At 67.6% G+C, this 21,878-nt stretch carries 25 protein-coding genes and 4 pseudogenes; 11 read left to right on the top strand and 18 right to left on the bottom strand.

Going from position 1 to position 21,878, the window contains the following annotated elements; genetic code table 11:
• Positions 1 to 106: 106 nt before the first annotated feature.
• From N0A20_RS03185 to N0A20_RS03145, 9 genes and pseudogenes are all read right to left on the bottom strand, one after another.
• On the bottom strand, positions 107 to 529 hold the full coding sequence (locus N0A20_RS03185; RefSeq protein WP_260582579.1) for an MraZ N-terminal domain-containing protein: 423 nt from the start codon (positions 527 to 529) through the stop codon (positions 107 to 109).
• A gap of 279 nt (positions 530 to 808) precedes the next feature.
• On the bottom strand, positions 809 to 1,606 hold the full coding sequence (locus N0A20_RS03180) for a hypothetical protein (protein ID WP_260582578.1): 798 nt from the start codon (positions 1,604 to 1,606) through the stop codon (positions 809 to 811).
• The gene (locus N0A20_RS03175) at positions 1,582 to 1,980 is read right to left on the bottom strand and encodes a hypothetical protein (protein ID WP_260582577.1); all 399 of its coding nucleotides are present in this window, start codon (positions 1,978 to 1,980) and stop codon (positions 1,582 to 1,584) included. Before N0A20_RS03175 ends, N0A20_RS03180 begins: the two co-directional genes overlap by 25 nt.
• Positions 1,977 to 2,312, bottom strand: a complete 336-nt coding sequence (locus N0A20_RS03170; protein ID WP_260582572.1) for a hypothetical protein — start codon at positions 2,310 to 2,312, stop codon at positions 1,977 to 1,979. Before N0A20_RS03170 ends, N0A20_RS03175 begins: the two co-directional genes overlap by 4 nt.
• A 51-nt stretch (positions 2,313 to 2,363) precedes the next feature.
• Positions 2,364 to 3,335 carry a cysteine synthase A gene (locus N0A20_RS03165; protein WP_260582571.1) on the bottom strand — a complete coding sequence of 324 codons (972 nt, stop codon included), beginning with the start codon at positions 3,333 to 3,335 and terminating at the stop codon, positions 2,364 to 2,366.
• A 314-nt stretch (positions 3,336 to 3,649) separates the two neighbouring features.
• Positions 3,650 to 4,394 (bottom strand): annotated as a pseudogene (fabG, locus tag N0A20_RS03160) (3-oxoacyl-[acyl-carrier-protein] reductase).
• A gap of 5 nt (positions 4,395 to 4,399) precedes the next feature.
• Positions 4,400 to 4,864: a GxxExxY protein gene (locus N0A20_RS03155; protein ID WP_260582570.1), complete on the bottom strand. Its 465-nt coding sequence runs from the start codon at positions 4,862 to 4,864 to the stop codon at positions 4,400 to 4,402.
• A gap of 36 nt (positions 4,865 to 4,900) precedes the next feature.
• Positions 4,901 to 5,840 (bottom strand): annotated as a pseudogene (gene fabD, locus N0A20_RS03150) (ACP S-malonyltransferase).
• Between the two features lie 124 nt (positions 5,841 to 5,964).
• Complete coding sequence (locus tag N0A20_RS03145) at positions 5,965 to 6,792, bottom strand: LD-carboxypeptidase (protein ID WP_260582569.1); 828 nt, start codon at positions 6,790 to 6,792, stop codon at positions 5,965 to 5,967.
• Between the two features lie 154 nt (positions 6,793 to 6,946).
• Here N0A20_RS03145 and N0A20_RS03140 point away from each other — a divergent pair, with 154 nt between their 5' ends.
• From N0A20_RS03140 to rplI, 4 genes are all read left to right on the top strand, one after another.
• Complete coding sequence (locus tag N0A20_RS03140) at positions 6,947 to 8,326, top strand: Mur ligase family protein (protein WP_260582568.1); 1,380 nt, start codon at positions 6,947 to 6,949, stop codon at positions 8,324 to 8,326.
• Between the two features lie 347 nt (positions 8,327 to 8,673).
• On the top strand, positions 8,674 to 9,039 hold the full coding sequence (gene rpsF / locus N0A20_RS03135) for a 30S ribosomal protein S6 (protein ID WP_260582566.1): 366 nt from the start codon (positions 8,674 to 8,676) through the stop codon (positions 9,037 to 9,039).
• Between the two features lie 11 nt (positions 9,040 to 9,050).
• Positions 9,051 to 9,275: a 30S ribosomal protein S18 gene (gene rpsR / locus N0A20_RS03130; RefSeq protein WP_037554562.1), complete on the top strand. Its 225-nt coding sequence runs from the start codon at positions 9,051 to 9,053 to the stop codon at positions 9,273 to 9,275.
• A 13-nt stretch (positions 9,276 to 9,288) separates the two neighbouring features.
• Positions 9,289 to 9,918 carry a 50S ribosomal protein L9 gene (gene rplI / locus N0A20_RS03125; RefSeq protein WP_260582565.1) on the top strand — a complete coding sequence of 210 codons (630 nt, stop codon included), beginning with the start codon at positions 9,289 to 9,291 and terminating at the stop codon, positions 9,916 to 9,918.
• Between the two features lie 112 nt (positions 9,919 to 10,030).
• Here the strand turns inward: rplI and N0A20_RS03120 are convergent, their stop codons facing one another.
• Entirely contained in the window at positions 10,031 to 10,498 is a 468-nt protein-coding gene (locus tag N0A20_RS03120) for a DUF1465 family protein (RefSeq protein ID WP_260582563.1), read from the bottom strand.
• A gap of 120 nt (positions 10,499 to 10,618) precedes the next feature.
• Positions 10,619 to 10,816, bottom strand: a complete 198-nt coding sequence (locus tag N0A20_RS03115; protein WP_260582562.1) for a YdcH family protein — start codon at positions 10,814 to 10,816, stop codon at positions 10,619 to 10,621.
• Between the two features lie 138 nt (positions 10,817 to 10,954).
• On the opposite strand from N0A20_RS03115, the gene N0A20_RS03110 reads away from it, so the two are divergent.
• Positions 10,955 to 11,113, top strand: coding sequence for a DUF465 domain-containing protein (locus N0A20_RS03110; RefSeq protein ID WP_260582561.1), 159 nt, complete (start codon positions 10,955 to 10,957; stop codon positions 11,111 to 11,113).
• A 79-nt stretch (positions 11,114 to 11,192) separates the two neighbouring features.
• Here N0A20_RS03110 and N0A20_RS03105 read toward each other — a convergent pair whose 3' ends face one another.
• The 4 genes from N0A20_RS03105 to N0A20_RS03090 all read right to left on the bottom strand — a co-directional run bounded on the left by N0A20_RS03105 (position 11,193) and on the right by N0A20_RS03090 (position 13,903).
• Entirely contained in the window at positions 11,193 to 11,576 is a 384-nt protein-coding gene (locus N0A20_RS03105; protein ID WP_260582560.1) for a PilZ domain-containing protein, read from the bottom strand.
• 125 nt (positions 11,577 to 11,701) lie between these two features.
• Positions 11,702 to 12,163: an RNA polymerase-binding protein DksA gene (dksA, locus tag N0A20_RS03100; RefSeq protein ID WP_260582558.1), complete on the bottom strand. Its 462-nt coding sequence runs from the start codon at positions 12,161 to 12,163 to the stop codon at positions 11,702 to 11,704.
• 357 nt (positions 12,164 to 12,520) lie between these two features.
• The gene (locus N0A20_RS03095) at positions 12,521 to 12,847 is read right to left on the bottom strand and encodes a hypothetical protein (protein ID WP_260582556.1); all 327 of its coding nucleotides are present in this window, start codon (positions 12,845 to 12,847) and stop codon (positions 12,521 to 12,523) included.
• Between the two features lie 27 nt (positions 12,848 to 12,874).
• Positions 12,875 to 13,903 (bottom strand): hypothetical protein, encoded by a 1,029-nt coding sequence (locus N0A20_RS03090; RefSeq protein WP_260582555.1) that lies wholly within the window; start codon positions 13,901 to 13,903, stop codon positions 12,875 to 12,877.
• A gap of 350 nt (positions 13,904 to 14,253) precedes the next feature.
• Between N0A20_RS03090 and serS the strand changes: the two genes are divergently transcribed.
• From serS to surE, 3 genes and pseudogenes are all read left to right on the top strand, one after another.
• Positions 14,254 to 15,528 (top strand): serine--tRNA ligase, encoded by a 1,275-nt coding sequence (gene serS, locus N0A20_RS03085; RefSeq protein WP_260582554.1) that lies wholly within the window; start codon positions 14,254 to 14,256, stop codon positions 15,526 to 15,528.
• 107 nt (positions 15,529 to 15,635) lie between these two features.
• On the top strand, positions 15,636 to 15,764 hold the full coding sequence (locus N0A20_RS20485; RefSeq protein WP_409574720.1) for a 5'/3'-nucleotidase SurE: 129 nt from the start codon (positions 15,636 to 15,638) through the stop codon (positions 15,762 to 15,764).
• Positions 15,765 to 15,789: 25 nt separating this feature from the next.
• Positions 15,790 to 16,399 (top strand): annotated as a pseudogene (surE, locus tag N0A20_RS03080) (5'/3'-nucleotidase SurE).
• A 76-nt stretch (positions 16,400 to 16,475) separates the two neighbouring features.
• On the opposite strand, the gene N0A20_RS03075 reads toward surE, so the two are convergent.
• The 3 genes from N0A20_RS03075 to N0A20_RS03065 all read right to left on the bottom strand — a co-directional run bounded on the left by N0A20_RS03075 (position 16,476) and on the right by N0A20_RS03065 (position 18,468).
• Positions 16,476 to 16,658, bottom strand: a complete 183-nt coding sequence (locus tag N0A20_RS03075) for a DUF3008 family protein (RefSeq protein WP_260582552.1) — start codon at positions 16,656 to 16,658, stop codon at positions 16,476 to 16,478.
• Positions 16,659 to 16,684: 26 nt separating this feature from the next.
• Entirely contained in the window at positions 16,685 to 17,512 is an 828-nt protein-coding gene (locus N0A20_RS03070) for an SDR family oxidoreductase (RefSeq protein WP_260583808.1), read from the bottom strand.
• A 119-nt stretch (positions 17,513 to 17,631) separates the two neighbouring features.
• A complete protein-coding gene (locus tag N0A20_RS03065; RefSeq protein WP_260582551.1) occupies positions 17,632 to 18,468 on the bottom strand; it encodes a DUF3298 and DUF4163 domain-containing protein in 837 nt (278 codons plus the stop codon).
• A 54-nt stretch (positions 18,469 to 18,522) separates the two neighbouring features.
• Here N0A20_RS03065 and N0A20_RS03060 point away from each other — a divergent pair.
• The 3 genes and pseudogenes from N0A20_RS03060 (at position 18,523) to argC (ending at position 21,878) form a co-directional block, all read left to right on the top strand.
• A pseudogene (locus N0A20_RS03060) lies at positions 18,523 to 19,936 on the top strand (leucyl aminopeptidase family protein).
• Positions 19,937 to 20,011: 75 nt separating this feature from the next.
• Positions 20,012 to 20,953 carry a C40 family peptidase gene (locus tag N0A20_RS03055; protein ID WP_260582550.1) on the top strand — a complete coding sequence of 314 codons (942 nt, stop codon included), beginning with the start codon at positions 20,012 to 20,014 and terminating at the stop codon, positions 20,951 to 20,953.
• 4 nt (positions 20,954 to 20,957) lie between these two features.
• Complete coding sequence (gene argC, locus N0A20_RS03050) at positions 20,958 to 21,878, top strand: N-acetyl-gamma-glutamyl-phosphate reductase (protein ID WP_260582549.1); 921 nt, start codon at positions 20,958 to 20,960, stop codon at positions 21,876 to 21,878.

Raw genomic sequence — 21,878 nt, 5'->3', positions numbered from 1 at the left:
CCCCCTCCCCTTCTCCGCATCCCAGGCCGCGGCGACGCGGCGCAGGCGCGGGTTGGCCTCTTCGCACACCGCGAGCAGCGGCAGCCACCAGATCTCGAAACAATGGCTAAGCCCCGACGAACGCACAGGCGCCGCCGTTGAACGCCATCAGGCCAAGGTCGGTGTAGCAATCGTCCGCAGGCACGTCGCGATGCGAGAAATGCGGCAGAAAACGACCGCTTTCGTCGAGCGTATAGGCATAGGCGAAATCATAGCTGGACTTGAACTGGTCGGCCCGGGCCGCGCCGGGATCGCGCTGGCGCATCGCGAGGCGATCGGCCTCGACCTCCGCATTCAGGCGGTCGTGCTGATCATGGCCATAAGCGATCAGGCACGGGAGCTCTTCATGATAATTGCACCAGAGGACGCGCTGGCCTTCCGCATTGAGGGGCACATTGTTGCGGAACTGCGAGGGGACGGCGATGCGTCCCTTGCCGTCGATGGGTGCGAAATCGGTGCCGGTATAGCGGCCGGGCGTCACAATCGCCATCGATTTGCCCCCTGTCCAGCACCCTGGGCAAAACTTTCCCGGCTTCGGAATCGCGAAAAACCGAATCAAAAGGCACAGGCGGAGAATGCCCCTCTCCGACCTCTGCCTAACAAGAATGGCCTAGGGTGGAAAGGGGTAAATTAGGGCGTAACCGGGTTAATTCACCACCAAACTAGGGCGGATCGGGGCAAGGCAGGCGAAAACCGGCGCGAAACGGCCGAGCGGGCCGCAGATCGCGACGCCGTGGATAAGTAGGAAAGGACGGAAATCCGGGCGAATTCATGGGCGCAACCATATAGGATCGAACAGCGGTGCGCCAGCGCCCCGCAGAATATCCCCCAGCCAGGCCAGATTGTCCGACCGGCGGAGCCAGGGCGCGCGGGGGACCGGCGACCGCCAAAGGCTTTCGTGCAGCAGATCGGCATCGCCGACCAGCCAGACGGTCGCCCTGCCGATGACGCAGCGCGCGATGCGGCGGTCGCCGTAACTCTGGCAGTTCGCGGGCAGGCGGGTGAAGCGTCCCGCCGAATGCAGGCGCAGCTTTTGCCCGGCGAGCCCCGGAAATACATCGACGTCCCCTTCCCACCCCGACGCGTCCCGGCCGGGCGCGGCGAGCGCGATGCCCCAATGGTCGAACAACGGGGTCAGCAGGCTGGTCACCGGCGGGTTGCGCGGATCGCCGAGCGGATGGGGCGGCTCCCAGCTCGACAGCGCGTCGGCGAGGACGACGATGGTGCGCGGACGAACGGTGAGCCCGTCGAGCCGGACCATCTCGGCGGGCGGCAGCGCGCGCGGGTGCGCGACGAGCAATGGCTCGTCATCCTCGACCTGCATCAGGCTGTCGATCAGGCGAAGGTCGAAGCGGTGTGCGAGTTCGGTCACGGCGGGCGCGTCGGCGGGACCGCTCGCCAGCATCGCCGCGACATCGCCGCCGCCCCAGCGCAGCGGCAGGCCGGTCAGTACGGCGAGGCGGGGGAAGGTTTGTCCGGCTTGCGGGGCATAGGCGTAGGCGAGCAGGAGTTGACCGGCGCCGTACCACAGCATCGCCACCATCAATATCGCGGGCCAGCGCAGCACGGCGCGCCATGGCCGCATGCCGCGAACCGCGACAGCCGGCGACCGCGGAGCAGACCGCGCTCGGCCAGCAGGACCGTCGCCACCTGCGCGGCGCCCGGCCGATGGCCGAGCCCATAATGCAGTGCCAATTGAGCCGCCGCGAGGCCCAGCAAGCCTGTCGCGACGGCGCGGATGCGGACCGGCCGGGGATCGCCCCGAACGCGCCAGGCGAGCAACAGGGCGCCCGGCATGAGCAAGGGGATCGCCAGTGCGGCGTCGATCCGCCCGAGCGCCATCTGCCCACCGGCGAACCAGGCGAGCAGCAGCGCGGGGGCGACATAGAGGCCCGCGGGAAGAAGCAGCCGCGCGAGCGCAGCCGGAGCGGCGCGGGTCACTGCCCCGATTTGTTCCGCGCGCGTTGCAGGGCGGGATCGGGTTCGAGGTCGGGGACCTTCGCGGTCGTCGGCGGCAAGGGCGCGGTCTTGACGGCGGCCGGCGCCGCGGCGGCGGGCTGCCCGGCGGTCGGCGTAACCGGCTGGACGCCCAGTTCCTCGAGCGGCGCACCGCTGCCCTTTTCGGTTTCGCCGGTCGCTGCGGGATTCGCCGCGACGGCGTCGCCGGCCGCCTGTTCGCGGGCGCGGTCGCCGATCAATCCGGCGAGCCCGACGAGCAGCAGCACCGCCATCACCCCGGCGATGCCGATCTGCAGCCGAGCGCATCGAATCATTGGGTCCCAGCGGCTGCGACGACTCCGGCGCGGACGCGGGCTTTTTCATGTTCATGCCGCCAGTCCTTTGCTCGCCAGCCATTCGGGATTGTAGAGCGTCGAGAGATAGCGGAACCCGCTGTCGCACAGGATGGTGGCGATGCGTTTTCCGGGCCCGAGCTGCCGCGCCAGCGCCATCGCGCCCGCGACGTTGATCCCCGACGACAGGCCGAGGCACAGCCCCTCCTCGTCGAGCAGCTGGCGCACGACCGCGAGCCCTTCGGCATCGGAGATGCGGAACTGGGTGTCGATCGGCGCGCCTTCGAGATTGGCGGTGATGCGGTTCTGGCCGATGCCTTCGGCGACGCTCGACCCTTCGGCCTTGAGCTCGCCGCACCGGTAATAATTATAGAGTCCGGCGCCGTGCGGGTCGGTCAGCGCGATGGTGATGCCCTCATCCTTCGCCTTCAGACCAAGGCCCGTCCCCGCGATCGTCCCGCCGGTGCCCGCGGCGCAGGTGAAGCCGTCGATGCGCCCGTCCATCTGCGCCCAGATTTCCTCGGCGGTGCCAAAGATATGCGCCTTGCGGTTGGCGATATTGTCGAACTGGTTCGCCCAGATCGCATTGCCGGTTTCCTCGGCGATGCGGCGCGAGGTGTGGACGAAATGGCCGGGATTGGCGAAGGGCGCGGGCGGCACGAGCACCAACTCGGCGCCTAGCGCGCGGATCGTCGCCATCTTCTCGGCGCTCTGATTATCAGGCATGACGATGATCGTCTTGTATCCCAGCGCATTGGCGACGAGCGCAAGGCCGATGCCGGTGTTGCCGGCGGTCCCCTCGACGATCGTGCCGCCGGGCTTCAGGCTGCCGTTCGCTTCGGCATCGCGGACGATATAGAGGGCGGCGCGATCCTTCACCGATCCGCCGGGGTTGGCATATTCGCACTTGCCCCAGATTTCGCAGCCGGTGGCGGCGCTGGGACCCTTGAGCAGGACGAGCGGGGTGTTGCCGATCAGCTCGAGGCTGGTTTGCGCAATGGTCATGGCGATTGATCTAGGGCGCCGCCCGGCGCCCCGCAAGACAGCTTCTATTGTTCGGGCGAAGGCCGGGCTTCGGACAGGCCCTGCGGTTTCCCGCGCCGGCGTGCGGACGCGGGCTTTGGGATGGAGAGCAGACGTTGCAGGCATATGCAGATGTCCCCTCCCGCAAGCGGGAGGGGCAGTGAGACTTACGAACTTGTTCGTTAGTCGCAGCGGGGTGGGCCATGGCGACGTTGCCGCCCACCCCCGACCCCTCCCGCAAGCGGGAGGGGAGAATAAACGTCCGCTCCCGCCCGAAACCGGCCGCACCGGTCAGACTAGGACAGCATCGCCATGCCGCCGTTCACATGCAGCGTCTGGCCGGTGACATAGCCCGCTTCCTTCGACGCGAGATAGACGACCGCGGCGGCGATATCCCCGCCCTCGCCCATGCGGCCCGCGGGGATGCGCTGGTTCAGCGCGTCCTTCTGCGCGTCAGGCAGGTCGGCGGTCATCGCGGTGGCGATGAAGCCCGGCGCGACGCAGTTCACGGTGATGCCGCGGCTCGCCAGTTCCTGCGCCAGAGCCTTGCTCATGCCGGTAACAGCCGGCCTTGGACGCGGCATAGTTGGCCTGCCCCGGATTGCCCGTCGCGCCGACGACGCTGGTGATCGAGATGATCCGCCCGAAGCGCGCCTTCATCATCGGCTTGGCCGCGGCACGCGCGAGGCGGAAATTGGCCTCCAGGTTGATACGGATGACGTCGGACCATTCGTCGTCCTTCATCCGCAGGACCAGATTGTCGCGCGTGACGCCGGCATTGTTGACGAGGATGTCGAGCTTGCCGCCCAGCGCCTCGACCGCGGCGGGCACGAGCGCATCGACCGCAGAGGCGTCGCCGAGATCGCACGGCAGCGCGGCATGATCGCCGCCGAGCGTATCGCGAAAGGCCTTCAGCTTGTCCGCATTGGATCCCGACACAGCCAGCCGCGCGCCTTGGTCGGCGAGCGCCTGCGCGATGGCCGAGCCGATGCCGCCCGAGGCGCCGGTGACGAGGGCGGTCATGCCGGTGAGATCGAACATAGTGCTCATTCCTTCATATCTGGCCCGGATAGCCGGACGGTGGTTTCTTGTGAGTTTCGCGCAGAGGACGCAGAGATCGCAGAGTCTTTGTGGTCGACGACAAGACGGCGAATCCCCTGTTTCAACGTCATTTCACCAAAATTGATCAATAGCCCAACGGGCGCACCCAATAATCGCAGATAGGTCAAAACCTGCTTTGCGTGGACCGGGTGCAATTTCTCGACCGATTTGATTTCGACGACGAGACGGTCCTCAATCAGCAAATCGACGCGCGCGACTTCGCCAAATTCGATACCATCAAAAACGATGCTGATCGGCCTTTGCCGTTCAACTTTATATCCCATCATCGACAATCGGCCCGCAAGCAGCGTTTCGTAGACGCTTTCCAAAAGGCCGGGACCGATCTCGCTGTGCAAGCGCATGGCAACGCCAATCAGATCATGAGAGATTTGATCAATATGTGGAGCCATCTTCTCTGCGATCTCTGCGTCCTCTGCGCGAATCTTTCAAAGAAGCTTCAGCAGCGCTTCGATGTCGTCCATCGACATCACACTCGCCACCTCGACCTCGCCGCTCGCGCTGCGCTTGACCATCGGGCCGAGCACCTTGCCGCCGAATTCGACGAAGTGCGTGACGCCGATGCCTTCCATCGCGTCGATGCTCTCGCGCCAGCGGACGCGGCCGGTGACCTGCTCGACGAGCAGGCCGCGGATCGTGTCGGCGTCGCTCACCGGGCTGGCGGTGACGTTCGCGACGACGGGAACCAGCGGCGGGGCGGGCGGGTTGGCGCCGAGGGCTTCGGCCATGGCGTCGGCGGCCGAGCTGCATCAGCGGGCAGTGGAAGGGCGCCGAGACGGGCAGCAACACGCCGCGCTTGATGCCGAAGTCCTTGACCAGCGCCACCGCGCGCTCGACCGCGCCCTTGTGGCCCGAGATCACGACCTGCGACGGGTCATTGTCGTTGGCCACGGTGCAGACCTCACCCTCGGCGGCGGCATCGGCGAGCTTTTGCGCGGTGTCGATATCGGCGCCGAGCAGCGCCGCCATCGCGCCGACGCCGACGGGCACCGCCGCCTGCATCGCCTGCCCGCGCGTCTTCAAAAGCCGTGCGGTCGTCGCGAGGTCGAAGGCGCCTGCGGCGCAGAGCGCGCTATATTCGCCGAGGCTGTGGCCCGCGACATAATCAGCCTTGCCCGATAGCGTCACGCCGCCTTCCTTTTCGAGCACGCGCAGGGTCGCGATCGCATTCGCCATGATCGCGGGCTGGGCGTTTTCGGTGAGGGTGAGCTGATCCTCGGGGCCCTCGGTCATCAGTTGGAACAGCTTCTGCCCCAGTGCGTCATCGACCTCCTGAAACACCTCGCGCGCGACCGGCGAGGCGTCGGCGAGCTCCCTGCCCATGCCGACCGACTGGCTGCCCTGACCCGGAAAGATGAATGCGCGCATGACCCTGCCCTTTTATCGTCGCCCCCGCGAAGGCGGGGCCGCTGTCGTTTTGCCCTGCGCCGCCGGAACAGGCCGACGGCGGCCCCCGCCTTCGCGGGGGCGACGAAGTGCGCCGCCTATTCCTTCACCCCGCGCGATGCAAGCCGAAGGGCACGACCTTGTTCGCCGCGTCATGCCCAATGTCGGCCCGGCCGAGCCAGGGAATGCCGGTACGCGCGCACCATTCGCGGGCGATGTCTTCGGCCTCCAGCCCGAACGGGCGATCGTTTTCGGGAATGTCGCTGACCCGGCCGAGCCGCAGCCCGGCCAGCCCGCGCGGGCCGAGATAGTTCGCGACGTGGAACAAGGCCCGGTCGAAGGCGTAGAGATATTCGCTGACCTCCTCGACGATCAGCACATGGCCCGCAAGGTCGGGTTCGAGCGGGGTGCCGAGCAGCATCGACAGCGTCATCAGGTTGAACGCGGCATGGCGCGCGCCATGCTCCAGCCCCGGCTCGCACGCCGCCGGATCGCGCGCGACAAGCCAGTCGAGCGCGCGCAGTACCGCCGCGTCGCCGCCGTCGCGCCGGATGTCGGCGACCATCGGCCCGTGCGCGACATGGTCGAAACCGTCGCGATAGAGCGCGGCGAGCAGATTGCCCTGGTCCGAATAGCCGAGGAAGGCCTTGCCGCGCGCGGCATCGGTCATCGCGGCGACCGCTTCCTCGGCGATGCGGCAGGCGCCATAGCCGCCGCGCGCGAACCAGACCGCGTCCACGTCGGGGCGGTTCGCCATCTCGACCAGCGCCGCGAAGCGATGGCCGTCCTCGCCAGCGAAATGGCCATGGACCGCAAAACATTGCGGGTCGAAGACGAGTTCGACATCCGGATAACCCAGGCTGGCAAGCACGCGCACCGCCTCGGCGTCGTCGGGGAGGATGGGGGTACTGGGGGCGACGATTCCGATGCGCATGACCCGCCTGTAAATTCCGTTCGTGTCGAGCGAAGTCGAGACACCCCGAGGGCAAGCGCCAAGCCGAGGGGCATCTCGACTTCGCTCGATGCGAACGGGAAAGGGAATGTCGCCCTGTGTTGCAAACCCTTCGCCAAGGCCATAACGCCGCGCGATGGCGGAAAACAAATCCTATTTCTTTTGCGGCATCGGCGGGTCGGGCATGTTGCCGCTGGCGATGATCGTCGCGGCGCGCGGGGCAGCGGTTTCGGGCTCGGATCGCAGCCGCGACCAGGGCCGCAGTGCCGACAAATTCGCCTGGATCGAAAACCAGGGCATCGCCCTGTTCCCGCAGGACGGCAGCGGCGTGGCGGCGGGCCAGACGGTGGTGGCGTCCGCTGCAGTCGAGGACAGCGTGCCCGACATTGCCGCCGCCAACGCGCTCGGCCTCCCCCGCATGACGCGCGCCGAACTCAACGCCGCGCTGTTCAACGACGCCGCGCAGGCGGTCGGCGTCGGCGGCACCAGCGGCAAATCGACCGTCACCGGCATGATCGGCTGGATCCTCGCGCGTGTCGGGCGCCGACCCACGGTGATGAACGGCGCGGTAATGCGCAATTTCGCGGGGCCCGACACGCCCTTTGCCAGCGCGCTCGTCGGCGAGGCCGCGACCTATGTCAGCGAGGTCGACGAGAGCGACGGGTCGATCACGCTGTATCGCCCCGATGTCGCGGTGATCACCAACATCAGCCTCGACCACAAGAGCCTCGACGAACTGCACGCGCTGTTCGGCGATTTCGCCGCCAAGGCGCGCGTCGCGGTGGTCAACGCCGACGATCCCGAATCGCGTCCGCTGCTCGGCGGCGAGAATGTCATGCGCTTCGGCTTCAGCCCGCTTGCCGGCATGCGCGGCGGCGATTTCGAGGCGCTCCCCGACGGGTGCCGCTTCACGGTCCATTTCAATGCGACACAGTGCGAAGTGCGGCTGCGCATGCCCGGACGCCATAACGCCTCCAACGCGCTGGCCGCGATGGCGGCGGCGCGCGCGCTGGGCATTTCGATCAAGGATTCGGCGGCGGCGCTCGCCGATTTCGCGGGCCTCGCGCGCCGCTACGAAGTGCTGGGCCAGGCCGGGGGCGTCACGGTGATCGACGATTTCGCGCACAACCCGGACAAGGTCGCGGCGACCCTCGCCGCGGTCGCCGAACTGCCGGGCCGCGCGCTGCTCTTCCTCCAGCCGCACGGCTATGGCCCGCTGCGCCAAATGGGCAAGGAACTGGCGGCGAGCTTTGCCAAGGGAATGCGCGGCGGCGACAAGCTCTACGTCTGCGACCCCGTCTATTTCGGCGGCACCGTCGATCGCAGCACCGGCAGCGAGGCACTGGTCGCCGCCATCGTCGCGGGCGGCGGCGATGCGATGCACATCGCGAGCCGCGAAGATTGCGGCGCGGCGATGCTCGATGCCGCGAAAACCGGCGACCGCATCCTGATCCTCGGCGCGCGCGACGATACGCTGACCGACTTCGGGCGGGAATTGTTGGGGAAGCTTGGCTGAAAATATTGCGCGCAGAGGACGCAGAGGACGCAGAGAATTGAGTTCACGCAGAGACGCGGAGAGGAAATGCGAATAGCGGCTTCCCCGCCCTTGATCTCCCTTCCTCTGCGATCTCTGCGATCTCTGCGCGAATCTTCTCATTGCCTTTCCTTACGCGCCTCCGCGCGAAGCTTTTCCGCACCAACCCTTGCTTTCCGCCAGCGAATCTGTATAGGCGCGCTCCATTGGGGCGAGGCTCTGTGCCGTCGCCCCATTTGCTTTGCACCAATTCAGCATCGCAAGACGACAGCCGGAGGGGCCTGCGATTGGCGCAGGTCAGCGATCGGCCAAATCGAAGGAAGCGCACCATGCCGTTTTACGAGCATGTCTTTATCGCGCGTCAGGACCTGAGCCAGGCTCAGGTCGATGCGCTGGCGGAAAGTGTCACCAACGTCATCGGCGAATATAAGGGCACGGTTCACAAGACCGAGACCTGGGGCCTGAAGCAGCTCGCCTACAAGATCCAGAAGAACCGCAAGGGTCATTATGTGATGCTGTCGGCCGAAGCGCCGGGCGAAGCCGTCGCCGAGATCGAGCGTCAGGCGGCGATCAACGAAGATATCATCCGCTGGATGACCATCAAGGTCGACGAACTCGAAAAGGGTCCGTCGGTGATGATGCGCAAGCAGGAACGTCGGGGCGGCCGCGGCCGTGACCGCGACGGCGAAGAATAAGGAACACGACCATGGCACGACCCTTTTTCCGTCGCCGCAAGACTTGCCCCTTCAGCGCGAAGGACGCACCGGTCATCGATTACAAGGACGTCCGCCTGCTCCAGGGTTATCTGTCGGAGCGCGGCAAGATCGTCCCGTCGCGGATCACCGCGGTGTCCACCAAGAAGCAGCGCGAGCTGGCGAAGGCGATCAAGCGTTCGCGGCACATCGGCCTGCTCCCCTACATTGTGAAGTAAGGAAGGCGGCGTCATGGAAATCATCCTGCTCGAACGTATCGAGAAGCTTGGCGGTATCGGCGACGTCGTCACCGTCAAGAACGGCTTTGCCCGCAACTATCTGCTGCCCAACAACAAGGCGCTGCGCGCGAACGAAGCCAACCGCAAGCTGTTCGAAGCCAACCGCGCCAAGATCGAGGCCGATAACGCCGAGCGCCGCACCGACGCCGAAGGCCGCGCCAAGGACATCGACGGCAAGCAGGTCGTCCTGATCCGCCAGGCGTCGAACACCGGCCAGCTTTACGGCTCGGTCTCGGTGCGCGACATCGTCGAGGCGCTGGTCGAGGACGGCGCCGCCGGCGTCACCAAGGCGATGGTCGAGCTCGAACGCCCGATCAAGTCGCTCGGCCTCTTCGAAGTCAAGGTCAAGCTGCACCCCGAGGTCGCCGTGACCGTCGGCGTCAACGTCGCGCGCTCGCCCGACGAAGCCGAGATGCAGAGCCAGGGCATCGACGTCATCGCCGCGATGTTCGAGGAAGAACAGGCCGAAGCCGCCGCCGCGGCGCTGGAACCCGACAGCGAGGACGAGTTCGAAGAGGCTACGCCGCCTTCGGAAGCCGCTCCCGCCGCCGAGGCCGCCGCGGACGACGCCGAGGAAGCCTGACCGCTTCCGGCATGAACCTTTTGAGAGGGCCGCGTTTCCGGAAGGAAGCGCGGCCCTTTCCGCTTTCGGCGACGACAGGTCTGGAACCAACCGGGCGGTCACCCCGCGGCCGTCACATCACAGCCGCGCCTCGATCCGCGCCAGCATCGCCTGCACCGGCGGAGGGGCGATCCCCGCCTCCCAGCCCGCTTCCAGCGCCGCGATGCGCTCGAACAGCCGCTCGCTCGCGGCGACGATCCGGCGGACCGACGAGATCGAATTGCGCACACAAGGTCCAGTCGGCCGCGACCGGCTCGCCGATCCGCGCCGCGCTGTCGTCCGGCCCAGCACCGGGGTCGCCCGCGATCATCGCGCGGCGGTGGAGCAGCCAGGCGATGATGTGCATCAGCCGCGTCGTCGTCTTGAGCGATTCGCACGCCAGCCCGATCTGGAGCAGGCCGTCGCGGCTACCGGCGCTTCCCACCGCGCCCAGGTCGCGCGCGGCGGCGAAGGCGGTGTGCGCCTCGTCGGCCAGCACCATCGCCTCGACATAGAGATTTTCGACCTGCGCCCGCTGCACCGGCTTAGCCGATCGCCGCAAAATCCGAAAGCCCCCTGTTCATGAAAAAAGGATGCCACGACCGGGCCCATGGTAGCAACGCCGCTAACCAATATTTCGGCGGCCCCCGCCGTCCCATTTTGAATCGCCGCGGCGGCGCACTCAGGCGATGATGTCGGGGATCAGCTGGTCCTCGCACCAGGCGATCTCGTCGCGCAGGCGGAGCTTTTTCTTTTTCAATCGAGCCAGTTGCAGCTGGTCGGGAACCGGCGCCGCGCCGAGGGCGATGATCGCCGCGTCAAGGTCGCGATGTTCGACGCGGAGCAGTTCGAGGCGCTGGCTGATATCTTCCGGGTTCACGACCCGCCTCCTGCCAGAATCACGATTGGTCCGCAACGGGCACCGGCTGGGCGAATCGGCGTGTTAACCGCTCCACAATCCCCGCGTTCCATGTTTTACTCGCTTCGCCAACCGAGTCGAAAAGAAGGAGACTGGCCGATGAACATGTCGCACCTTTCCGCCCTGAAGTCCCGCCATGCGGACCTCGATGCGAAAATTGCGAATGAAGAACGGCGCCCGTGCCCCGATGTGGCCGTGCTGGCACAACTCAAGAAACAGAAATTGAAGATCAAGGAAGAACTGGTCGCGATCGGCTGAGGATCGCAAGGGGGCCTTCTCGAAGGCCCCGCAAGTCAGGCCGCCGGTTGCCGGCTGCTCCTTCCACCAGTGGAACGGGTCAGCGCGGACGGATCGGCGGCCAGCCCTTGTTGAGACGGAGGTCGGCGAGCGTCGGCGGCACCTCCTCCTTCTGCGGCGCGACATCGCGGCGCACCGCCTGCGGATTGATCGCGCGGTCGAAGGCGATGCCGAATTTCTTCTCGCCGGTCCACACGACGCGCCCGGACACCGGACCGATGTTGCGCAGTTCGACCTCGACCGTCGCGCCCTGCACGACCGCGACCGGGCTTTCGGCGAGCATGCCGCCCGCCGACAGGTTGCGCACGCGAACGGTCGCCAGCCCCGGCTTGCCGTCGATCGTGACATTCGCCTGCATGAACAGGCTGTCCCGGTCGGCGCCGCGCGACAGCGCCGCCACTTCTTCGTCCACCGATGTCGGCACGCGCGATTCCATTGCGACCTGTTCCCCGCGTTAAAGTTCAGGCCCGCGAATCTAGGACGCAGCCGTTGCGGAAACGTAAATGTCGCCAAGCCGTCCCGATCCGGGGCAGAGCTTGCAGGTTTTCGTCAGTCTTCGCGCGAAATACGCTCGTTGCGCTCGTGGCGCTCCTGCGCCTCCAGCGTCATCGTCGCGATCGGGCGCGCCTGCAGCCGGGCGAGCGAAATCGGCTCGCCGGTCACCGCGCAATAGCCGTATTCGCCCTCGTCGAGGCGGCGGATCGCCGAATCGATCTTGGCGATCAGCTTGCGCTGGCGGTCGCGGGTGCGCAGTTCGATCGCCCAGTCGGTTTCGCTCGACGCGCGGTCGGCGAGGTCGGGCTCGCGCAGCGGCCCATCCTGCAACTGCGCCAGCGTCGATTCGGATTCGGTCAGGATCGACTTCTTCCAGGCGAGCAGCAGGCCGCGGAAATATTCCTGCTGCCGCTCGTTCATAAACTCTTCGTCGTCGCTGGGGACATAGTCCGAATCGAGGTTGGACTTGGCTTCGCGGAGCGCGTCGGCACCGATATCGGCGGTCTGGGTGGGCATGACGGGCTCTAACGTCCTTTCGTCTCGCGATCCGCCGGACGTGGCGGGCCGGGGGAGTGGCGCGCCTATAACCAGCCGGGGGATGCGTTACAAGCGTCGAAGCGGCGGATAGGGTCTGCGGGGTGAAGCGGGGCTGAACCGCAAGGGCGCGCGGGCGCGATTCCATCTGCCGCGGCAAGTCGTCCGGCAGACGTCCTCATCCGCAGGTTAACCAAATATGGAGAATCGCGGCAACTTCCGTTCCGTTTTGGGACAATGGTCCCCAAGGGTGTTGATTCCGTCCCCCTTTTCCCGCTGTCGGACAGTCAAACGCGGTTAACGCAATTGCGGCATTCACAAAGCTTTGGCCTTTTGGTCCTAGCAAGAGGTGCAAGCGGGTGCCGGGGTGTGGCGCCTTCCCACCAAGCAACGGGAAAAGAGAGAGAAACCTATGTCTGTCCGAATGGCCCTCGCCAAGCTTTGCGCCTGCACCTGCGGTGGTGCGATCATCGGCACCGGCGCGATGAAGATCAGCGACGTGCCGGCGGCTGCCCAGGTCCGGAAGGTGAGCAGTTGCACGCCCTGCGCCAAGAAGCCCGTCGTGCGCAAGCGGCACGCGGCGAAGAAGCCGGTCAAGCGCATCCGCCGCGTCGTGACCACCAGAAAGGTCATTCGCACCGCGACCCCGCAGACCCAGGTCGTCACCCAGACCATCCCCCTGCCCCCGATCCCCTATGCGCCCGTCCCGCAGCGCGGCGGCTGGGAAGGCGGCGGTGGCGGCGGCGGTGTCACCGTGGTCGGCGGCGGCTTTGGCGGCGGTTTCGGCGGCGGCTTCTTCGGTGGTTTCTTCGGGGGTTCGTCGGGCGGCGGCAGCAGCGGCAGCATCGTCGTGACCTCCACCACCACAGGTGGCGTCAGCACCTCGTCGAGCACCTCCAGCGGCGTGTCGACCTCGACCGGCGGCGTCAGCACCTCGACCTCAACGGGTGGCGTCTCGACTTCGACGGGCGGGGTCAGCACCTCGACCTCGACCGGCGGCGTCTCGACCTCGACCGGCAGCGTGTCGACGTCGAGCGGCGTGTCGACCTCGACGGGCAGCGTGTCGACCTCGACCGGGGGCGTCAGCACCTCGACGGGCGGGGTCTCGACCTCCACCGGCGGCGTCAGCACTTCGTCGGGCAACGTCTCCACATCCTCGGGCAATGTCTCGACCTCGTCGGGCAACGTCAGCACCTCCTCGTCGAGCAGCAGTTCCTCGTCGAGTTCGTCCTCCTCCTCTTCCTCCTCGTCGTCGAGTTCCTCGTCGTCGGGCGGTGGCAGTTCGTCGAAGGGCGGCAGCTCGCATGGCGGCTCGTCCCACGGCGGTTCCTCGCATGGCAACTCGTCGAAGGGCGGTTCGTCGCACGGCAGCTCCGGCTGGGGCGGTTCGTCGAAGGGCGGCTCGTCGCACGGCAGCTCGAGCTGGGGCGGTTCGTCGCACGGCAGCTCGGGCGGGTCGAACGGCAGCTCGGGAAGCTCGGGCGGCAGCAGCTCGTCGTCGGGCGGAAGCAGTTCCTCCTCGTCGTCGAGTTCCTCCTCTTCTTCGTCGTCGAGCAGCACCTCGTCGGGCGCCACCTCGTCGGGCGCGACCGGCGGCAGCAGCAGCTTCGGTTCGACCGGCAGCACCGGTTCGTCATCCTCCTCTTCGTCGAGCAGCAGCAGTTCGTCGAGTTCGTCCTCCTCGTCGAGTTCGGGCGGCACCAGCAGCGGTTCGTCGGGCACCCCGACCCCGGTTCCGGCGCCGCCGATGCTGCTGCTCTTCGGCGCCGCCGCCGCCGCGCTCGTCGCGCGCCGCCGCGCCGCGAACAGCGACAGCCAGGACCGCGACGCGGCCTGAAGCCATCCACTGGCGGTCGGGGGCGACCCCGGCCACCCCTTCAAAGGGCCGCTCGCACGGGCGGCCCTTTTTCCATGGCGACGACGCCGATCGGGAAGGCGCCGGGCAGCGACGGCTTCGGGGCGGTCAGCGGATGGCGCCGCGCCCGTCCGAGCCCGGCTCGCCGCGCCGCTGGAGCGCAACTGACGACAAGCTCGGGGTTGCGCGGACCGATGGGCGACGCCATAGCGCGCCCATGCACGATATCCGCCTGATCCGCGAAAACCCGCAAGCCTTCGACGCCGGCCTCGCGCGCCGCGGCTTCGCGCCCCTGTCGGCCGAAATCCTCGCGATGGACGCATCGCTGCGCGCGCTGCAGACCGACATGCAGGCCGCGCTCGCGCGCCGCAACGAGGCGTCGAAGGCGATCGGCCAGGCGATGGCACAGGGCGACCGGGACAGGGCCGAGGCGCTCAAGGCCGAAGTCGCGACGCTCAAGACCGCGCTCCCCGAACAGGAAACCGCCGAACGCGCACGGCTTGCGGCGTTGCAGGACCGGCTCGCCGCGCTCCCCAACCTCCCCGCCGCCGACGTTCCCGACGGTGAGGACGAGGAGGGCAATGTCGAGATCGCGCGCTGGGGCACACCGCGCGGCTTCGACTTCGCCCCGCAGGAACATGCCGATTTCGCCCCCGCATTGGGCCTCGACTTCGAGACCGCGGCGAAGATGTCGGGTGCCCGCTTCGCTTTCCTCAAGGGCCAGATGGCGCGGCTCGAACGCGCGCTCGGCCAATATATGCTCGACCGCCAGACGATCGAGCAGGGCTATACCGAGTGCGCGACGCCGCTGATGGTGCGCGACGAGGCGGCCTTCGGCACCACCCAGCTCCCCAAGTTCCGCGAGGACCTGTTCCAGACCACCGACGGCCGCTGGCTGATCTCGACCGCCGAGATGAGCCTGACCAACGCGGTGCGCGAGGATATCCTGTCCGAAGAGCAGCTCCCGATGCGCATGACCGCGCTCACCCCCTGCTTCCGTTCGGAGGCCGGGTCGGCCGGGCGCGACACGCGGGGCTATATCCGCCAGCACCAGTTCTGGAAGGTCGAGCTCGTTTCGATCGTGCGGCCCGAGGACAGCGACGCCGAACTCGAACGCAAGACGCGCGCCGCCGAGCTGATCCTCGAAGGGCTCGGCCTGCCCTATCGCAAGATGCTGCTCTGCGCGGGCGACATGGGTTTCGCGGCGCGCAAGACCTATGACCTCGAAGTGTGGCTGCCCGGGCAGAACGCCTACCGCGAGATTTCGAGCTGCTCCAACTGCGGCGATTTCCAGGCGCGGCGCATGAACACGCGCTTCCGCCGCGAGGGCGTGAAGGGCAATGAGTTCGTGCACACATTGAACGGCTCGGGCCTTGCCGTCGGACGGACGCTCGTGGCGATTCTGGAGAATTATCAGCAGGCCGACGGCAGCGTCACGATTCCGGAGGCGCTGCTGCCGTACATGGGCGGAATTACAGAACTTACCCCCTGAACCGTTCGTGCTGAGCTTGTCGAAGCACCGTCCTTCTCCTTGACGCCGTGCAAAGAAAGAACGGCCCTTCGACAAGCTCAGGGCGAACGGAGAAAGAAAGACAAAAATTGCGCATCCTCCTTACCAATGACGACGGCTATCACGCCCCCGGCTTCGCGGTCCTCGAAGCGATCGCGCGCCAGCTTTCCGACGATATCTGGGCCTGCGCCCCCGCCGAGGAACAGTCGGGCGCCTAGCCACTCGCTCACCCTCTCGCGCCCGGTGCGCATCCGCCAGCACGCCGAGCGCCGCTGGTCGTGCACCGGCACGCCGACCGATTCGGTGATGATGGCAATCGGCCGAGCTGATGCCCGAGCCGCCCGACCTGATCCTGTCGGGAGTCAACCGCGGCGCCAATCTCGGCGACGACATCACCTATTCGGGCACCGTGTCGGCGGCGATCGAGGGCGCGCTCGCGGGCATCCGCGCGGTCGCCTTGAGCCAGGTCTATGCGCGCGAGGGCATGGGCGACACCGTCCCCTTCGGCGCCGCCGAGGCCTGGGGCGCGAAAGTGCTGCGCCCGCTCCTGGGCATGGACATGCCGCCGCGCACCCTGATCAACGTCAACTTCCCCGCGCTCCCCGCCGACGCGGTGAAGGGCGTCCGCGTCACCCGCCAGGGCTTCCACGACTATGGCCGCGGCTCGATCGTCGAGGGCACCGATCCGCGCGGCTACCCCTATTACTGGTTCGGCCTTCACGGCATCGAGCACAGCCTGGGCCACGACAGCGACCTGGAGGCGATCGACGACGGCTATGTCTCGGTCACCCCGCTCCAGCTCGACCTGACCCACGACGCGTCGCTGGCGGCACTGCGGAGCGCCTATAGCTGACCGCCGCATCGGGGTGGGGAGCGCCTCGCTTGCGCCGGGGACCGGCAACTACCGCCCCAAAGCGGCGATGCAGCCGTCAACCGGCATGCTCGGGCTTGCCCTTGGTCGATCCGCTGGCGAAATCCTCAAGCTGTTTTTCGGTCATGCTGTCGAGCATTTCCTTCGATGCGCCCTTCAGCTTCGATTTCGGCGTCTCGCCGCGCTTGGCGCTGAGCGCGGCACCGGCTGCTTTCTGCTGGGCTTTGGATCTGGCTGGCATGGTTCGTCTCCTGATGCCCCGCCCTCTCACCCGTTAACGATCGTCCCGCCGTTGGGATGCAACACCTGACCCGACATATAGCTGCTATCGTCGCAGGCGAGGAACAGGAAGCAGGGCGCAACCTCGTTGGGTTCGCCGGGGCGCTTCATCGGGGTGCTTTCGCCGAACGTCGCGACCTTGTCGGCCGGCGCGCCGCCGCGCGGGTTGAGCGGCGTCCAGATCGGGCCCGGCGCGACGCCGTTCACGCGGATTCCCCTTTCGACCAGATTTTCGCTGAGCGAGCGCGTGAAAGCGGTGATCGCGCCCTTGGTCGCGCTGTAATCGAGCAGCCCGGCCGATCCCTGATACATGGTGACGCTGGTGCAGTTGACGATCGCCGCGCCCTTCCCGAGGTGCGGCAGCGCCGCCTGGACCAGATAGAACATGCCGAAAATGTTGGTCGCGAAGGTGCGCTGCAACTGTTCGGGGCTTATGTCGCCGATGTCCTCGGCGGGATGCTGCTCGCCGGCATTGTTGACGAGGATATCGAGGCGGCCGAGCCGCGCCACCGTCTTGTCGACGATCTTCGCACCCGCGCCCGGCTTGCCGACGTCGGCCTTGATCACGATCGCGCGGCGCCCCTCGGCTTGGACAATCGCGGCCGTGTCGTCGGCGTCGTCGCGGTTGCTGCGATAGACGATCGCGATATCGGCGCCCTCGCGCGCGAAGAGCGCGCAGACCGCGCGGCCGATCCCGCTGTCGCCGCCGGTGACGATCGCGACCTTGTCCGCGAGACGGCCCGATCCCGGATAGCGCGGCTGCCATTGGGGCGCGCGGTCGAGATCGGCCTCGCGGTCGCGCGGTGGCCGCGGAATCGTCTTGCCCGCGCCGACCTCGCGCTCGAGTTTCGCCGCGGCGCGCTTCTTGCCTTTTTTCTCGGCGGCGGTTTCGCCGATCTTGCCGAGCCCTGGACAGCTTCGCCATCGTCCTGCTCCTATCGGCTCGCGCGGATGTCGCGGGCGAACTCCGGCTTCACCGCCCGAACCAGCGCCGCCGTCACGGGCAGGTCGATCCGGTAATCGCCCTCGGCATAGGAGCCGATCTCATAGGGGGCGATCGCGACCGTCAGCCGGTCGAGAAAACGCCCGTCGGACGAGCCCAGCCACACGGTCTGGGCGGAGGCGGGCGGGCAATCGGCGAAAACGGAATCGGGCTCGCCGGCCGGCTCGATGCCCTTGGCCGCCTTTGCCCGCCCGATCGCGGCGCAGAAATCGTCGCGGATCGCCGCGTCGAACGCCGCACCGCTGGTAAACAGGTCGAGCGGCGCGCGCCTTTCTCCCGTGTTGCGGTCCCAGAGCAGCGTATCGAAGGCCGTCATGCCGTGGGCGCCGCCGGTGTAGGTCGCAATCTCGCTCGACAGGCTGAGGAAGCGCGGCGTGTCGGTGATCCGTTTCCACGATTGCAGATGGCTGTGCGGACGATAGGGGAAGCCCTCCTTTTCCGCCGCCGCCCGATCGCGGCGCGCCTCCGCGATCAGCGCATCACGCTTCGTGGCGCGGTCGGCGTCGAGCCATTCGGCAAGTTTCGGGATTTTCGCCGCCTCGACCGGATAGCTGTAGGCGAATTCGATCAGGTCGCTGTTTTCCCTGACGTCCGACGCCGTCGCATGGGCCGTCTTCACATCGTCGACCGCGCCCGGCGGCGCCCCGGGGACCGAGGCGGCGGCGGTTTTTTCGGCGGTCGTCGGCGCCTGCTCGCCCGAGCAGGCGGCAAGGAGGAGGATTGCCGGCGCAAGCGCGGCGGCGAAGCGGCGCGGAAGAATGACAGTCATGGGCGAACAACGCCGGGCATCGACAAAGTTTCCACGGACGCTTAGCAATTCGGGATGACCGACTATTCCGACCTGATCCAGCCCGACAAGGGGCAGGACGCACGCCCGATCCACCTTGTCGACAAGAAGAGCTATGACGGCTGGCTGAAGGGCCGCAGCGCGCGCGAACGCGCGCACCTCGCCGCGGTCGGATTCAAGCCCGACGCCTTCGTCCACGCGATCCTGCCCGGCGACGATCCCGAGAAATGGGGCGTGGTGACCAGCGTTGCCAATGTCGACAGCCTGTCGGCCTGGTGTCTCGCCAAGCTGGGGCAGATCCTGCCCGGTGGCCGTTACCGGGTCGAAGGGCAGCAGCCGGGCAAGGCGATGTTCGGGTGGATGAGCGCGCAATATCGCTTCGACCTTTATCGCCCCAAGGCCGAGCCGCGACCGCCGCGCGTGCTGCTGACCAGCGACGTCGGCGCGATCGCGCCGATGGTCGCCGAAATGCGAGCGACCGCGCTGGTGCGCGACATGGTCAACACCCCCGCCGCCGACATGGGACCCGCGGCGATCGAGAAGCAGGCCGAGCGCATCGCCAAGGCGCATGGCGGCAAGCTGACGGTGACCAAGGGCGAGGCGCTCGAACAGGGCTATCCGATGATCCACGCGGTCGGGCGCGCCGCGGCGAAACATCATGCGCCGCGGCTGATCGAGATCGTCTGGGGCAAGGACAACCATCCCAAGATCGCGCTCGTCGGCAAGGGCATCAGCTTCGACAGCGGCGGCCTCGACATCAAGCCCGCATCGGGAATGCGGCTGATGAAGAAGGATATGGGCGGCGCGGCGCATGTGCTGGCGCTCGCCGAACTGGTGATGGCGAGCGGATTGCCGGTGCGGCTGCACTGCCTGGTCGCGGCGGCGGAGAATGCGATTTCGGCCGATGCCTTCCGCCCCGGCGACGTGCTGACCAGCCGACTGGGGCTGACGGTGGAGATCGGCAATACCGACGCCGAGGGACGGCTGGTGCTCGGCGACGCGCTGGCGAAGGCGAGCGAGGACAAGCCCGAACTGATCGTCGATTTCGCGACGCTGACCGGCGCCGCGCGCGTCGCGCTCGGCCCCGACCTGCCGCCGCTGTTCGCCAATGACGATGCGCTGGCCGACATGATGCTGGCCTAGCGGCATCGAGCGCGACGATCCCTTGTGGCGCATGCCGCTGTGGGATGGCTATGCCGACCTGCTTGAAACCGACATCGCCGACCTCGGCAACGCGGGCTCCTCGCCCTTTGCCGGAACGATCACCGCGGCGCTGTTCCTGAAGCGCTTCGTCGGCGAAGGCATCGCCTGGGCGCATGTCGATACCTTTGCCTGGCGACCATCGGCGAAGCATGGGCGGCCCAAGGGCGGCGCGGCGCTCGGCATGCGCGCGGCCTGGGCGATGTTGCAGGCCCGCTACGACCGCCGCCGCAAAAGCGATCCGGCTTGATCGCGGCCCCAGCGCGGTCTAATGCGCCGCGATTGAGCGCCGGACGGCGGTTTTAAGACATTATCGGGACAAGACGTGACAGCAGAGGGCGAACATCTGGCGGCAAACCGTATCCGCATGGGGCGCCCCGGCGCCGCCGGCGCGGGACGCGACCATTTCGGGCTGTCCGGCACGTCGCAAGCCTATGATCCGCGCGTCGTCGCGATCCGCCCCGACCTCGCCGACATCGCGGTCGCCGACCAGTATTTCGCACCGCACTATGCCGCGCCGATGATGAGCGGCTGCGTGCTGCCCTCGGCCGTCCTGCGCGGCGCGCCGTCGCTCGACGCCGACCAGACGAGCGAATTGCTCTATGGCGAAGGCTTTGCGCTGCTCGACCTGACCGGCGGCTGGGCGTGGGGCTATTGCCTCGCCGACCATTATGTCGGCTATCTCGCCGCCGACGCGCTCGGCGCGCCGATCGCCCCGACCCACCGGGTGCGCGCGAGCGAAGCCTTGCTCCACAGCGCCCCCGATGCCGCGAGCGGCGGATCGGCGGTGCTGCCGCGCGGCGCGCTGGTGATGGGCGAAGCCGAAGGCGAGTGGCTGGTCACCGCGCATGGCTATCTGCCGCTGGCGGCGCTGACCGAGGTTGGCACCGACGAGCCCGACGCCGCGGCGATCGCCGAGGAACTGGCCGGTGCCCCCTATCTGTGGGGCGGACGCACCGCCGCGGGGATCGACTGTTCGGGGCTGGTGCAACTGGCATGGAGCGCCGCCGGCATCCAGTTGCCGCGCGACAGCGACCTGCAGCTCGCCGCGCTGGGCAGCGACAAGGATATCGACCCGGCCCGGCTGCAGCGCGGCGACCTGGTCTTTTTCCCCGGCCATGTCGGCATCATGGCCGACGCCGCCCACATCATCCACGCGAGCCGACGATGGATGGCGGTGAAGGTGGAGCCGCTGGCCGACGTCGTCGCACGCTCGGCCGCCAAGGGGCATGAGCCGCCGGTGAGCGGCACTAAAAGACTGAAATAACATCATGACACAGAGGGTTTTCATCGACGGCGCGGCGGGAACGACGGGCCTGGAAATCGCCGAGCGGCTGGCCGGACGGAGCGAGTTCGCGCTGGTGACGCTCGACGAGGCGCGGCGGAAGGACGCGGGCGCAAGGGCCGAGGCGCTGAACGACGCCGATTTCGTCATCCTCTGCCTGCCCGATGCGGCGGCGATCGAGGCCGTCGCGATGATCGCGAACGACCGCACGCGGGTGATCGACGCCTCCACCGCGCATCGCGTCGCGCCGGGCTGGGCCTATGGCTTTCCCGAACTCCGGGCCGGGCAGCGCGAGGCGATCGCCGCGGCGGCGCGGGTGAGCAATCCCGGCTGCTATCCGACCGGCTTCCTCGCGCTGGTCGCGCCGCTGGTCGCGGCGGGCATCGTCGCGAAGGACGCGCGGCTCGGCGTCAATGCGGTGTCGGGCTATTCGGGCGGCGGCAGGGAGCTGATCGCGCGCTTCGAGAGCGAGACCGGCATCGGCTTTCGCAGCTATGGTCTGTCGCTGGATCACAAGCATGTGCCCGAAATGCAGGCGGGAGCCGGTCTCGACCATCCGCCGCTCTTCGCGCCCGCCGTGGTGCCCGTGTATCGTGGGATGCTCGTCGAGGTGCCGCTGGCATTCGACGCACCGACCGCCGATACGGCCCATGACGCGCTCGCGGCGCATTATGCGGGATCGCCGCTGGTGAGCGTCCGCCGCGCGGGCGACGAGAGCGAACTGCTGCTGCGCAAGGACGATGCCGCGACCGACGCGATGGAACTGATGGTCTATGCCAGCGCCGACGGCACCCAGCTGCGGCTGGTCGCGCGGCTCGACAATCTCGGCAAGGGCGCGAGCGGCGCCTGCGTGCAGAATCTGAACATCATGGCGGGGCTGCCGGAGACCGCGGGGCTTCGGCTTTAG

Origin of the sequence: Sphingopyxis sp. PET50, from assembly GCF_025244705.1 — a bacterium.
GTDB lineage: Bacteria > Pseudomonadota > Alphaproteobacteria > Sphingomonadales > Sphingomonadaceae > Sphingopyxis.
The sequence above is the reverse complement of the archived record's forward strand: the minus strand, read 5'-3'. Positions and strand labels throughout refer to the sequence as shown.